Origin of the sequence: Pseudomonas alkylphenolica, assembly GCF_016009175.1 — a bacterium.
GTDB classification, from domain to species: Bacteria; Pseudomonadota; Gammaproteobacteria; order Pseudomonadales; family Pseudomonadaceae; genus Aquipseudomonas; species Aquipseudomonas alkylphenolica_B.
Genome location: NZ_JADUCM010000005.1, coordinates 25,600 through 39,304 on the forward strand (window position 1 = coordinate 25,600; position 13,705 = coordinate 39,304).

Here is a 13,705-nt window from a genome sequence, read left to right on the forward strand (position 1 = left end):
CATGTTGCGCCGTCTCGCTTTACTCCCATTGGTGATGTTGCTGGGTGCTTGCCAGAGCGGCAACGTCAGTCAGGACTACGATGCCAGCCGCGATTTTGCCGCTTACCGCAGCTGGGTCTGGCAAGAGCCCGCGTTGCAGTATCGCCCCGATGATCCACGTATCAAGAGCGACCTGACCGAGCAGCGCATTCGCCAGGCCGTCACCGGCCAGCTGGACCAGCGCGGCCTGCGTCCGGCCCAAAGCGGTGCCCACGGGGACCTTAAAGTGCAGACCTACCTCATAGTCGAAGACCGTCAGCAGCAGATCACCACCAACTACGGCGGTGCATGGGGCGGCTACTGGGGTAACTATTGGGGCGGGCCGATGTACAACGAAACCCGCAGCGTCGACTACAAGGTGGCGACCATCCAGGTCGACATGTTCGACGGCAAGGACGGCAAACTGGTCTGGCGCGGCAGTGCAGAACAGATCATGAACAACTACCCGCCCAGCCCGGAAGAACGTGCCAACGCGATTCAGAAAACCGTGACCAACGCCCTCTCCAACTACCCACCGCATTGATTGTCAGCGGGCCGGTCGCCATGCAGGCGACTGGCCATCTCCTTGACTACACTCCTCACACAGTTGTTGCCCCGCGCGGCCAAGGGCCGGCAAAGGAGTGCTCGTGTCTTGTCGCTTTCCCGCACGGCAGCGCGGCGCTATTGGCCTGATGGCCGCCCTGACCCTGGCGATGGGGCTGGTCTTCATGCTGATGGTGATCGACAGCAGCCGGCTGTATCTGGAGCAACGGCGCCTGCAGCGGGTGGTCGACATGGCTGCACTGGAAGCTGCAGGACAATACGCCGTCTGCAGCGGCAGCGGGCCGCAAGCTGATGCCGTGGCGCGCGCCAGCGCTTTGCGCAACGGCTATCAAGCAGCGGCTGACAACACACTGAGCACCGCCTGCGGCACGCTGAAGACCGAAACCAACAGCTTGCGCCACTTCAGCGTCGATGCCTTGCACAATGACGCCATTCGCGTAACCGCCACGCAGGCGGTGGCCACCAGTGTCGCTGCCGGGGTAATGGCCCTGGCCAGTGGCAATGCGCTGCCCACCACTACCCTGTTGAGCGCACGCGCAATTGCCGCAACACCGAAACCGCCGCAGGCCATGCTGCGTATTCGCAGCACACTGGCCACGGTCAATACGCAGCAATCGGTACTGCTCAATGCCATACTCGGTGCACTGGGCGGTAATGTGCAACTCGACCTGCTGGGCTGGCAGGGCATCGCCAATACTCAGATCAACCTGCTCAGTTACCTCGATCAACTGGCCATCATTGCCAACGTCAGCGCAGGTGATTACCAGCAGTTGCTCAGTGTTGGCGCTACCGCGAGCCAGATGGTCCAGGCTGCGGTCAAAGTGCTGCAAAAAGGCGGCGCCACCGTCGAGGTGGTGACCAATCTGGGGAAAATCGCCGCAGGGTCGGACAACACCCGGCTGCTGCAACTGGGCAAGATTCTTGACCTGCAAAGTGGTACGACCCAGGCCGGGCTCGATGCCAGCGTACAAGTGCTGGACCTGGTGCAAAGCGTCATTTTGCTCTCGACCAAAGAAAGCGCAGCCACCGTCGAAATGCCGATCGATGTACTGGGGCTGGCCAAAGGTAAAGTCCGCCTGAAGGTGATTGAACCCCAGCAGATTTCGGCCATCGGCAACCCTAAAAGCGATTTGATCAAGGTGCACACCGCCCAGGTGCGCGCCTTGATCTCGCTTGATCTGCCAGTGCTGAATACGGTGATCGGTTTGGTCAATGCGGTGCTGGACCTGGCTGCACCGCTGACCAACGTGCTCAATAACCTGCTCCACCTCGATCTGCTGGGCACCGTACAGTCGCTGACCTGCGCGCTCGGCATACCCTGCAAGGTCAGCGACATCATCCTGCTGCCGGGCACCGTGCACATCGACATCGGGGTCCAGGTGGCGAAAGCCACCAGCGAGATCAGCGACTACAGTTGCGCCCCCGAAAAGACCCTGACCGCGCCCACCCAAAGCTCCGCTGTCGACCTGGCGATCGGCCAGTTCAAGGACCCCAACGACTTCTTCAGCAAAGGCACCACGGCCGTTACTCCGCTGCCGCTGATCGACATCGGCACCAACTACTGCAGTCGCCTGCTGATCCTGCCACCTTCGTGCGGCACACGTACGCCCTTTGTCGGCGGAGGCATCGGGGTGATGGTCAACGCCCCCCTGCTTGGCAGCAACTCCACCGACCCGGTCTACACCTTGAGGTTCGCCCCCGCAGACCACACGCCACCGGACATCAACCAGTCGCCGGCGTACATGAGCACCACCGCAAGCAACATCGTCGACAGCCTGAATACCACCATCGCCGGGATCAAAGTGCAGGCCTACAAACCCGTGCAGGGCAACATCCTCGGCGGGTTGCTGGACGTCACCGCCGGGATACTCGATGACGTGAAAGCCATCCTTCAGCCGTTGATCAAGGGCCTGCTCAGCCCACTGGTCAATCCGTTGGTCAACACGCTGCTGAAAACCCTGGGGATTGATCTGGTGAAAGTCGAAGTAGGCGCCAACCTGACCTGCTCCAGCACGCGCGCTCAGCTGGTGCTGTGAACCGGTAGCTCGATACGGAAACACGCACCCTCGGCGGCGTTCTCGGCGCTCAGGCAGCCGCCCATGGCATCGATGATCCCGTAGCTCACCGAAAGCCCCAGGCCGGTACCGACGCCCACGGGCTTGGTGGTGAAGAAGGGCTCGAAGATACGTTCAAGCAGGCGCGGCTCGATGCCCCCACCGTTATCCTCGACCAGCAATTGCACCTGACGCTCGCCGGCCTGCATGCGCACGGCGATCCAGGGGTTAAGCTCTCGCTGCTGTTCTCGCCGCGCCAGCAAGGCATCGCGGGCATTGACCATCAGGTTGATCAGCACCTGCTCCAGCTGGTCCTGGTGACCGCTGACCATCAGGGCCTGCGCCGGGGTTTCGACCCGCAGTTCCACGCCTTTTCCGCGCAAGCCCTCGGCAAGTAGCGACAACGCGCCTTCCACGGCCTGCCACGGTGCAAACAGCTGTTGCTCGACTTCCGAGCGACGCCCAAACACACGCATGTGATCCACCACCCGCGAAGCACGCTGGACCTGGGCGTCGATACGTTTGAGCTTGTCCTGCAGGTAATCCGCCTGCACATCACCGTTTTCAAGGCGCTTGAGCGCGTTGACCACCGCCATGCGCATCACGTTCAGCGGCTGGTTGATCTCATGGGCAAGCCCGGTGGCCATCTCGCCAAGCGTGGCCATTTTCGCGCTTTGCAACAGCTGTTGCTGGGTGCGCCGCACCTGGGTGTTGTCACGTCCCACCGCCTGGATTTCGAGCAGCCGCCCCTGCGCATCGAACAGGCCACGATCCGCCCAGACCCACCAGGCATGCTCGCGGCCGGGTAGCGTCAGGCAGATTTCCGCCGTACTCACCGGCTGCTCCACCGTCAACCCGGCCAGGCGTTCGACAAAGGCATCGCGTTGCGCCGCCGACATCCACTGTCCCAGGTTGATCCCGGGTAACTGCGCCGTGCTGCACTCCAGGTAATCGGCCAGGGGCTGGTTGCCAAACACCAGGTTCAGTTCCGGCGTGTAGCGACAGATCATCGCCGGCGAGTCCTCCACCAGCACGCGGTAGCGTTCTTCACTCACCCGCGTGCGTTCGGCCGCCTCGGTGGCCTCGGTGACGTCCAGCCAGATACCCACCACCTCCACCGGCAAGCCAAGGTCATCGCGCAGCAGGCGGGCCTCATCGAGCACCCAGTGATAACCGCCCAGGTGGTCCCGCAAGCGATAGCGGCTGCGCACCTGGCCTTCGCGCAACAGCGTGCGCGTACGTGCCAGCCAGATGGACTGATCTTCCGGGTGCACCCATTGAGCGGGTTGCAGCACCTCATCGCCGACCTGCGCCCAACCCAGCATCGGATGCAGGCTGGCACTGAAGAACTCAGCTTGCAGCGCACCTTCGGCGTAGCGCTGGATGTAGATCACCGCCGGTGAACTGGCAATCAGGTTTTCCAGGCGAGCCTGAGCCGCGCTGGCCTGAACCTGCTGAAACTTGATGTCGCTGATGTCGAGCATGAAGCCTTGCAGCCGGCGCTGCTGACCACTCCCGCGTACCTGCCCGCACAAGCGATACCAGCGTGGATTGGCCTGCACATTGTTGTCCAGCAGGCGTACGTTAAGGTGCAACGCACAGCCGTCACGCTGCAACTCGGCCAGCGCCAGTTGCGCCGCTTCGCGATCAGCCGGGTGCACGCGACTGAGGCATTGGCCGACGGTCAATCGCGCGGGAACACCCAAAGTTGCGGCCAACCCGGGATCAAGCTGCAGGCTGGTTTCACTCAAACGCCATTGCCACCAGCCGGCGCCCAGCTGCAGTTGCAGGCTGTCCATTCGTTCGCTTTGCTGTTGCAGGTCGAACGCGGCCAAACGGCTTACCAGGGGCTCCGCATAGGCCGCGCAGGCATTCAAGGCATCCGCAGCGACCATCGCCTCATGCGCCCCCACACAGATCAACCAGGCCTGCACACAGTGCCCCTGAGCATAAGGCAGCAAGTACGCCCCCGCCTGCGGCAACAACTCGCGTAACGCCGCATCGTCGGCACTTGAAATCATTTGCCCGGGAGCCAACCTGCCCAGCAACGGCCCGAGCACCTCATCGCTGGGCCAGGGCAGTGGGTCACTGCTGGTGGCGTAGGTCTGCCACCCTGCCTCGCCTTGAAGCAGTATTCGCCCGCCGCTGGCCCGCCAATGGTGGACCAGCCACTGCAACTGTTCCTGGGCAACCCGGCCAAGGCATTCGATGCTGCAATCGCGCAACGCTGCCGCCAGATGGCTGGTCAGGTGGCGCTGGCGCTCGGCACGCACGGATTGCTGGCGGTGTTGCAACAGGTCGCCAATATCGAAGAGCTGCAACAGCCAGCCGTCAGGCTGCGCCTGCAACCAGCCGCGAGTATGCAGGGTGCCGCCGCTGGCGGTCTTGAAATCAAGGTCCAGAGACTGTGCCTGCCAATCTGTCGGCTCACCTTCAAGCACCAGCAGGCTGTAGGGCTGCACGCAGTCCTGCAGGCGTGTGCTGCTGTGCGTAGGCAGAGCCAGGGCCGAACGCAACGGGCCGGCCAGGCGCTGGACAATGGCCTGGTCGTCAATCCATACCTGCAGGCCCACACCCGACACACTGGTCGACGGTTCCGTGGCGGCTGTTGCTACCTGCGCAAAGCGCCCACGCCAGCGCCCGAACAGGCGTTGCCCGCCACTCAAAGTTGCAGGCTCGCTGCGGCGGTCAGGTGCGTCGGTAATCGCGGGACTTCGCCAATGCCCGGCAGAATCAGTACCGGCAGCACGGCAGACAGTTTCTCTTTGGCGTAATCGATCTTCACCGTCAACAGGTTGCCCGCTGTCAGGGTGACACTGGCATCACTGGCAAGCTGGAAGTTCAACGACTTGGGCATCCACGCCAACTGTTCGCCCAGTACCCCCTTGGCCAGGGTGTCGACATCGTTGCGGTAGGTTTTGCTCGACGGGTCCAGGGCCACGCAGCGGCGTACGGCTTCACTGCTGGCCTGGTTGAACGATTGCAGCATGAGCATGGGCAGTCCGTAGCTGACCACCCCGTAGAAGACTGCGAAAAAGATCACGAATACCGCCGCGAACTCTAGCGCGACTGCGCCTTTTTGTTGTTTGACCGAGCCTGCTTTCATGATCGCGTCTACCCTGACAGTGACACCTGAAAGACAGCATAGAATCATTCAACACAAAGGGATGCATTTCGCCAATGCAAAGCATTGTTCTGCTGCTGTGGCTTGCCTTGTGCGTTGAACAAGACGTGCGTGAGCGCCAGATTGCCAACACCTTGACGCTCGGTGCCGCAACCTGCGCACTGGGTTACCTGTTCATCACCGGACACACCTGGATTGGTGCCGATGCCAGCGAAGGCGGCTGGGCACTGGCCATCGTCATGCTCCTGACCCTGCCTGGCTACATGCTCGGGCGTTTCGGCGCAGGCGACGTGAAACTGCTGGCAGCCCTGGCTCTGGCAACAGACCGCATGTATATCCTCGGCACCTTCATCGGCGCAGGCATTGCGGTGCTGATCTGGCTGTCCAGTCGCCGCTGGCTGTGGTCGCTGCTGAGTCAAAAGGTTAAGAACCGTATCAAGCAGCTGAGCGAACAAGCGTCAACGAAACAACCCTTTGCACCGTTCATATTGGCCGGCTTCATATTGGCCGGTGTCTGGATCCATTAGTCGCCTAACTACCTGATCAGCGTCTTCAGTTCTTGTGCATAGTCATAAGGAACGACTACTTTCTAGGGAGTCAGCCACCCGATGCGTAACCCCAGGCTCCGGGAGAGAGGGGCTTATAAACAGGGAGTAGCGTGTGAACAAGACCGTCAAAACCGTGAAGGTGCTGGTCGTCGATGACCAGCCCTTGATCGTCGAGGAACTGTGCGAGTTTCTCGAAAGCCATGATTACTGCTGTATCCCTTGCCACTCCAGCGCCCAGGCCATCGATAGCTTTGCCGCCGACCCCGCCATCAACCTGGTGCTGTGCGACCTGCACATGCCGCAGTACGATGGCGTCGAGCTGGTCAGGGCGCTCAAGGTCATCGCCGGGCATCAGCGGATGTTCGAAGCCATCATGCTCACCGGGCGCGCCGACAAGCAGGATGTGATCCGGGCCTTGCGCGAAGGCTTTGCCGACTACTACCAGAAGCCTGTGGACCTCAACGAACTGCTCGAAGGCGTACAACGTCAGGAAGCGGCGTTGCAGGAGCGCCAGCAAAGCTTCCAGCACCTGGGCGACCTGAACCAGAAACTGCAGTTTCTCGCCGACTCGATCGACGACCTTTACCAGGACCTGGACAAGGCCCGGGGCCTGGGGCCGCATCGCCGTGCCTCCGACGTCGAGAGCGAGCCCGACACCGAAAGCCTGCCGGCGCTTTTCGAACAGCTGTCACCACGGCAACTGGACGTGGCGCGCCTGGTCAGCAAAGGCAAGACCAATTACCAAATCGCCTGCGAACTGGGTATTACCGAAAACACCGTCAAACTCTATGTATCGCAGGTGCTGCGCCTGACCCACATGCACAACCGCACCCAGCTGGCGCTGGCACTGTCGCCCGGCAATTCGCCCCTGCATCTGCGGGTAACGGCGCACTGAGGCGCCGCCACTCGCCCCTTATTTGCTGGACGTATTGCCTTGCTCCCAACGATAGAAGTCCGGGATTTCATAGCGGTAGCTGTCCAGCCAGCGCTGCATGCTCTGATCCCGCTCCCGGGGCGTTGCTGTCTGCGGAATCTTCGAGGCCTGCTCATTGCGGGCCTGCATCTGCAGCCAGTTCTCGGTGGCCTGTTGCTCTTTGGAGGAAGGCCCCGGTTCAATGGCAGAAGCAGCCCACGGCAGTGCACTCAACGACAACATCAGTAGCAATGTGGGTTTCATGGCGGCCTCACTGTTGCCTGGTGGGTGGAAAATTACTGCACTGCTGCGACCTGATCGCTGCGCACGGGTCGCGATGTACCCGGTTTCTTCAACTGCTCGGCACGCGACTTCGCCTCGCTGAACTGAGCGGAACTGAGGTTGAAACGTGACACCAGATCAGCCGCTTGCTGCCACTTGTCCTGGTACAGCAGCAAGCTGACCAGATTGACCGCGGCCAGGGTGTTGTTGTCTTTGAGCTCGATTGCCGTCAAAAACTCGAAACGTGCCTGTTCGCTGTTGCCCTGATTGAGGTAAACCACCCCCAGGTCGTTGCGCACTTTCTCGTCGGTGGGCGCCAGGCGCACCGCCCGCAACAGGTGCAACTGCGCCTGAACGTTGTCGCCACGCGCCGCAGACAATTGCCCCAGGCCATGCTCGGCCTCGGCCGCAAGGCACCCGCCAAGCAGGCTGCGATACAACGGCTCGGCCTCGCTGCGCCCCAGCAACCGCGATACCTTGGCCTTGCGCAGGCGCACCTGGGCCATATCGGCTGGCAGTGCCTCCAGGTGCGCCAGGCTGGCATGCGGACGGCCTTCGCTGAGCATCTCGTCGGCCATGCTCAACGCCAGTTCCTGGCTCGAATCAGGTTTCGAGCACCCGGAGTCGCCGCCATTCAATGCCAACCACGGCGCCTTGCCGTCGGCAGCACACCCCCCCAGCAACATCAGGCTCATGACTACAGTGACTGCTTTCATCCACACTTCTCCCTACGAGCCCATGGCCTTTGCCAATGCCGTGAAGCCGGGACCGGCCAGCACGATCAGCAAGGCAGGAAACAGAAACACCATCATCACCATCGACATCTTTCCGGACATCTTCGATACCCGTTCCTGCATCCGCGTCAGGCGCCGGTCATCGAGCAATTGCTTGAGTGCCAGCAGCGATTTCATCGCCGCCCCGCCCTGGGCAAGCAGCTGCTGAAGAATCACACAGGTGTCGCTGAACTCGTCCACTGCCAGCAACTGCGCGGTTTTTTCAAGTTCCGGGGCCAGCGCCAGGCCTGAATCGACCCGCGTCAGAATCGTGCGCAATTCCTGGCTGAGCACAGGCAGCAGTTGCCGCGCTTCCTGGCTGACCACACGCAAGCCCTGCTCCACCGCAAGTCCTGACTCGAACAGCACGCGCAGCAACGGAATGAAGGTCGACACCTCGCGCACGATCTGCTGCTGGCGCCGCGCTGCGGCGTAGGCCAGCAGACGCTTGGGTAACAGGTACCCCATCCCCATGGCACACAGCGGCATCACCAGCCAGGTGGTCGGACTGTCGCTCGTGGACGTCTGCTCGGCCACAATGCCAGCACCCAGGGCCAACAGCGGCGTGGCGAACTGGCAGGCGGCAAACAATGCCCGCTGACGCTGGCGACGCCAGCCAACGCGGTCGAGCAGCAGCCGCGATTCGCTGTCCAGGTTCAGCAAGCGCTGCGCCAGGTGGCTGCTGCCCAGCTGGTGCAGCCAGGTGTCCAGGCGCTTGTCGCGGGAAAGCTTGCCCTGCAGGCGCAGGGCAACCTGTTTTTGCCTGCGCTGCTGACGAACGAACTGGCTTAGCAGCAACCCGAATGCCGCAAAAAACAGCACCGCACTGAGCATCAAGGCCATCTCAGAGACTCCGCAACATGCGCCACAGCGCCAGACAACCCAGGGCCTGCATGGCAAATGCGCCCAACAGCAAAAGCTGGCCGTGGCTGTCGTGCCACATGCTCAGCAAGTACGTAGGGTTACTGAGCAAAAAGTAACCGGCTACGCCCACCGGCAACAACGCCAACACCATCGCCGTGACACGTGTTTCGCCAGTCATCGCGCGCAACTGGCGAGCACCCTGCTCGCGCTCGCGAATCAGCTTGATCAGGTTCTCCAGCAACTCACTGGCGTTACCGCCGTAGCGGTGATTGATGCGCAGCCCCAAGGCGAACAGGCGCAACTCGTCCTGATCGTAAAGCTCGGCCAGCTCCTGCATCGCATCGTCCAGGGCAATGCCCATCTGCACATTGCGCCGCACCCGTTGCATGGCGCCATGCAACGGCTCGCGCGAGGCGTCGATAGCCCCCAGTACGGCATCGCCCAAGGTTCGACCGGCCTTGAGACTGCGCACACTGTGATCAAGCAACACCGGCAATTGCTCGATCATGCGTTGCAGGCGCCGGTGGTAGCGCCAGCCCAGGTACACCCGGAACAACAGCGGCCCGGCCAGTAACAGGAGCGCCGCCAACCACCCGTGCAGCGCCAGCCCGACCAGCAACGACAACAGGGCCCAGAGCGCCATCCACAACACCAGGCGGTCATTGCGCCGTTCAAGGCCTGCGCGCTGAAACAGCCGGTCCAGCCTGTGGCGGCCGCCAGGCACGGGCGCCGAGAGTTCCTGCACCCGGCCGAGCCGCTCAAGAATGCGCTCCGTGCCGGACTTGCGCATGCCGCTGTAGAACAGCCGGACCGAGACACCCAGCAACCCCAGGCACATCAGCCCGAGCAACAGGGCGATCAAGGCCGTGGCTCGACGTAGTCGCGGCGCAGTTTTTCGCCGGCCGGGTTCATCGCCTCGCGCATGAAGCCTTCGCCACCGCGCCGGTCGAGGCGAAACAGGGTATTGGTGACATACACATCATCGCGTACACCCACCACCTCCAGCACTTCACTGACGCAGCGACGGCCATCGGCCAGGCGCGTCAGCTGGATCACCACATCCAGCGCGGCACAGATCATCTGGCGCAGGGTCTTTTCCGCCACCAGCCGCCCGGTCAGGCCCACCAGGGTTTCCAGTCGCAACAAGGCATCCTGGGCAGTGTTGGCGTGCACAGTGCTCATCGATCCGTCGTGCCCGGTGTTCATCGCCGTCAGCACATCGAGGACTTCCACGCCGCGAATTTCGCCGAGCAGGATACGGTCAGGGCGCATCCGCAGGGCGTTGCGAATCAGCTCGCTGGACTTGATTTCGCCATGCCCCTCGGCATTCGGCGGCCGGGTTTCCAGGCGCACCACATGCGGGTGGTCCAGCTGCAGTTCAGCCACATCCTCGATGGTCACCAACCGCTCTTGCGCGTTGATCAACTGGCTGAGGATGTTGAGCAGGGTGGTCTTGCCGGTACCGGTGCCCCCACTGACCAGAATATTGCAGCGACGCGCCACCGCCAGCTGCAGAAAGTCGAGGATGTTCTGATCGACCGTACGTGTGGCCAGCAGGTCGGCACTCTTGAGCATGTCCTTGCGAAACTTGCGGATCGACAGGCACGGCCCGTCCAGCGCAACCGGGGGAATGATTGCGTTGACCCGGCTGCCATCGGGCATGCGCGCATCAACCATGGGCGAAGACTCATCCAGGCGCCTGCCCAACGGAGCAAGAATGCGTTGCATCACCCGCTCGACATGGTGGGCGTCGATAAACCGCAGGTCGGTTTGCTGCAGTACGCCGGCACGTTCAACGAACACCCGGTGCGGGCCGTTGACCAGAATCTCGGTGACACTGGTGTCACGCAACAGCACTTCCAGCGGGCCGTAACCGGTCAGCTCATCGACCAGCTCTTCGGCCAGCCGCTCCATTTCGTAGCGCGACAACGCCAGGTGCAGGCGGGCGATATAGTCGCCCACCTGCTCCATGACGAACTGCGCCAGGGCCGGGCGAGCGCCTTCAAGCAGGTTGCGCCCGCTGTCTTCGATGGCATCGATGAGATAGCGGTGCAACGCCCGCTTGAGTACGTGAGGATCGTTGTCCTGATTGTGCCGAGGCCCGCCAAACAGTTCGTCGACGCTGCTCATTTATGCCCCCAGAGCCGGTTGAGCCAGTTGCCACCGGACGGTTTGCTGTGTTCCGAACGCCGGGCCAGCCGTTCACCCAAGGCTTTGAGCTGCTGCGTCAAATTTTCCCGTGGGGCGAGTTCAAACAGCGGCAGCCCCTGGTTCTTGCTGTTCAGGCGCACCTCCGGGCTGTACGGCAGCACCACCAGCAAGGGCAGTTCAAAGCGCTTGGCCAGGGCGTCGGAATCGGGCGCCACGCCCTTGAGGTAACGGTCGACCAGCAGGCTCGCATGCTCGAGTTTCATGCCCTTTTCCCGCCACAGGGTCAGCACATCCAGGTTGCGCCGACAGTCGAGCACGTTCTGGTCGGTGTACCAGATCAGCTTGTCGCAATGGCTGACGAAGGTACGTAGCGCCTCACAATCGGTCTGCCCCGTGAGGTTGACGACGATGTGCTGGAAATGCTGGCGCAGGGCACTGAGCAGCATGTACAGCTCGGCGGCGCTGGTGCGTTCCAGCGGTTCGTCACCGTCGGCATAGGCCAACAGGCGCAAGCCCGACTGTTCACGGGTGAACGCGCTGTCGATCAGGGTGTTGTCCAGGCGGCGCAAGTGACGCAGGGCATCGCCAAAATGAAAGGACGCTTCGAGCCCCAGCAAGGCCAGGCTGTCGCCGCGCGGCAACCCCAGGTCGAGCAGCAGGGTTTGCTGGCCGCTGACCTGTACTACTCGCGCCAGGTGCGTCGTCAGCAACGCACCATCGGCTGCGCACTGGGTACCATAAAGCACGGTCAGGCCGCCCAGGCTGGGGTTGCTGGCCACTTGTGGCAGGCGCTTGCTCAAGCGCCGCACCAGCCCCGCCACTTCACTGGAGCGTGAGCCGTAGGCGACAAAATCCCGCGCCCCGGCGCGCATGGCATTGAGCACCAGCTGGTTATCCATGCCGTCGCCCAGGGCTACGATCGCCAGCATCGGTTTGGCTTCCAGTACCCCTTCGATCAGCGCGCACTGGTTGACCACCTGATCACGGTCCAGGCCAACGAAGATCAGGTTGGCAAAGGTCACGTCGATCAACGCCAGCAGCTGGTCAAGGCTGCCGCTGCCGGCGCCGACCACCTGGCCCAGCGGCGCCAGCGCCCCTTGCAGCCATTGCAGGTCGGCCTCGTTGCGGGTGAGGGCAAGAAAGGTCTGGCTCAGGCTTTCGCTCATTGGGATAACCCGCTGCGACTCTCGAAGTCGCCGTTTTCCAGAAAGAACAACCGGCCCCAGCTCGGGTCGTAGTTGCGCAACTTTTCGCCCGGCAAGGATGGTAACTGTGCATTGGCGGCGATGGGCTGGACCAGGTGCGGGGTAACAATCATCAGCAGTTCGGTTTCATCGCGCTTGAGTTGCGACTGGCGGAAGAACGCCCCGAGGATCGGGATGTTGCCCAGCCCCGGAAACTTGTCCACCGCCGAGCGTGTGCTGCTGCTGATCAAGCCACTGATGACGAAGCTTTCGCCATCGGCCAGGGAGATGCTGGTATCGGTACGCCGCACCGTGAGCCCAGGCACCAGGGTTCCGGCGATGTTTACCGCGTTGGTGTAGTCGAGTTCACTGACTTCCGGGGCAACCTTGAGCGTGATGCGGTCGCGGCTGACCACCGTCGGCGACAGGGCCAGGCGAATACCGAACTCCTTGTACTCGATTGAAACGTTGTCGCTGCCGCTGCTGGGCACCGGGATCGGGATCTCGCCGCCGGCGAGGAAGCTCGCGGACAGGCCACTGAGCACCACCAGGCTCGGACGCGCCAGGGTGTAGGCAAAGCCACTGTTTTCCAGGGCATTGATCGCCGCCAGGAAGCGGCTGCTGCCACCGCCCCAGACAATGTTGAACACATCATTGTCGAGCGGAATGCCGCGCACCACATCCGGCACGCTGCCCGGGCTGACCGTGGTAATCGGCGTAGCCCCCGGCGAACCGATCAGGGTGTTGTTCGAGCCTTTGAAAAACAGCCGCGCACCGGCTTCCTTGTATTTGGTCCGGTTGACTTCGACAAAACGGATATCGGCCTGAACCTGACTGGGCAACGTCGCATCCTGCGAGGGCGCAAGCGCCGTCTCCGCCATCGCCGCCGTCGCCACACCCTTGACGAACAGCATGGTCTGCAACGGCGCCTTGGCACAGGCGGTCCAGACCATCAGGCTGGTCGCACCGGGGCTCAACGCCGTGAGCAACACGGCGTCATCGCCGCTGGCTTGCACATCGGCCACTTTCGAGTCGCCGACCGCTACCCGGGTGATGGCGACCGATGCCCGCACCTCCTGCTGCAAGCCTTGATCCATCTCGATCACCGCCGGCAGCTGGGACAGTGCCGAGCAACCGCCGCTGGCCTGGGCCTGGGGCACGAGCGGTGCGGTCCAGAATACAGCCCACAGCAAATGTTTGACGACGCGCAGGGAACGACTGCTCATTGAA

At 62.4% G+C, this 13,705-nt stretch carries 13 protein-coding genes; 4 read left to right on the top strand and 9 right to left on the bottom strand.

Annotated features, from left to right (window positions below; translation table 11 throughout):
* The first annotated feature begins 1 nt into the window (after position 1).
* A complete protein-coding gene (locus I5S59_RS07110) occupies positions 2-562 on the top strand; it encodes a DUF4136 domain-containing protein (protein ID WP_197876009.1) in 561 nt (186 codons plus the stop codon).
* Between the two features lie 103 nt (positions 563-665).
* Complete coding sequence (locus I5S59_RS07115; RefSeq protein WP_332262069.1) at positions 666-2,618, top strand: pilus assembly protein TadG-related protein; 1,953 nt, start codon at positions 666-668, stop codon at positions 2,616-2,618.
* Here the strand turns inward: I5S59_RS07115 and I5S59_RS07120 are convergent.
* Together I5S59_RS07120 and I5S59_RS07125 are read right to left on the bottom strand one after the other, a co-directional pair.
* Positions 2,603-5,302: a PAS domain-containing sensor histidine kinase gene (locus I5S59_RS07120; protein ID WP_197876010.1), complete on the bottom strand. Its 2,700-nt coding sequence runs from the start codon at positions 5,300-5,302 to the stop codon at positions 2,603-2,605. The genes I5S59_RS07115 and I5S59_RS07120 overlap by 16 nt on opposite strands.
* Positions 5,299-5,742, bottom strand: a complete 444-nt coding sequence (locus I5S59_RS07125) for a TadE/TadG family type IV pilus assembly protein (protein WP_197876011.1) — start codon at positions 5,740-5,742, stop codon at positions 5,299-5,301. The genes I5S59_RS07120 and I5S59_RS07125 overlap by 4 nt, the downstream gene beginning before the upstream one ends.
* A 74-nt stretch (positions 5,743-5,816) precedes the next feature.
* Between I5S59_RS07125 and I5S59_RS07130 the strand changes: the two genes are divergently transcribed.
* Complete coding sequence (locus tag I5S59_RS07130) at positions 5,817-6,287, top strand: prepilin peptidase (protein ID WP_197876012.1); 471 nt, start codon at positions 5,817-5,819, stop codon at positions 6,285-6,287.
* Positions 6,288-6,420: 133 nt separating this feature from the next.
* On the top strand, positions 6,421-7,203 hold the full coding sequence (locus tag I5S59_RS07135; protein WP_197876013.1) for a response regulator transcription factor: 783 nt from the start codon (positions 6,421-6,423) through the stop codon (positions 7,201-7,203).
* 18 nt (positions 7,204-7,221) lie between these two features.
* Here I5S59_RS07135 and I5S59_RS07140 read toward each other — a convergent pair whose 3' ends face one another.
* Genes I5S59_RS07140 through I5S59_RS07170 form a run of 7 tightly spaced genes read right to left on the bottom strand, consistent with a single transcriptional unit; the run spans position 7,222 to position 13,701 of the window.
* Positions 7,222-7,485 (bottom strand): DUF3613 domain-containing protein, encoded by a 264-nt coding sequence (locus I5S59_RS07140; RefSeq protein ID WP_197876014.1) that lies wholly within the window; start codon positions 7,483-7,485, stop codon positions 7,222-7,224.
* Between the two features lie 32 nt (positions 7,486-7,517).
* Entirely contained in the window at positions 7,518-8,219 is a 702-nt protein-coding gene (locus I5S59_RS07145) for a tetratricopeptide repeat protein (protein ID WP_197876015.1), read from the bottom strand.
* A gap of 12 nt (positions 8,220-8,231) precedes the next feature.
* Positions 8,232-9,119, bottom strand: a complete 888-nt coding sequence (locus I5S59_RS07150; RefSeq protein WP_197876016.1) for a type II secretion system F family protein — start codon at positions 9,117-9,119, stop codon at positions 8,232-8,234.
* A gap of 1 nt (position 9,120) precedes the next feature.
* Entirely contained in the window at positions 9,121-9,978 is an 858-nt protein-coding gene (locus I5S59_RS07155; RefSeq protein WP_197876133.1) for a type II secretion system F family protein, read from the bottom strand.
* 20 nt (positions 9,979-9,998) lie between these two features.
* Entirely contained in the window at positions 9,999-11,270 is a 1,272-nt protein-coding gene (locus I5S59_RS07160) for a CpaF family protein (RefSeq protein ID WP_197876017.1), read from the bottom strand.
* Positions 11,267-12,457 (bottom strand): pilus assembly protein, encoded by a 1,191-nt coding sequence (locus I5S59_RS07165; protein ID WP_197876018.1) that lies wholly within the window; start codon positions 12,455-12,457, stop codon positions 11,267-11,269. Before I5S59_RS07165 ends, I5S59_RS07160 begins: the two co-directional genes overlap by 4 nt.
* Positions 12,454-13,701, bottom strand: coding sequence for a type II and III secretion system protein family protein (locus tag I5S59_RS07170; RefSeq protein ID WP_197876019.1), 1,248 nt, complete (start codon positions 13,699-13,701; stop codon positions 12,454-12,456). The genes I5S59_RS07165 and I5S59_RS07170 overlap by 4 nt, the downstream gene beginning before the upstream one ends.
* Positions 13,702-13,705: the final 4 nt, after the last annotated feature.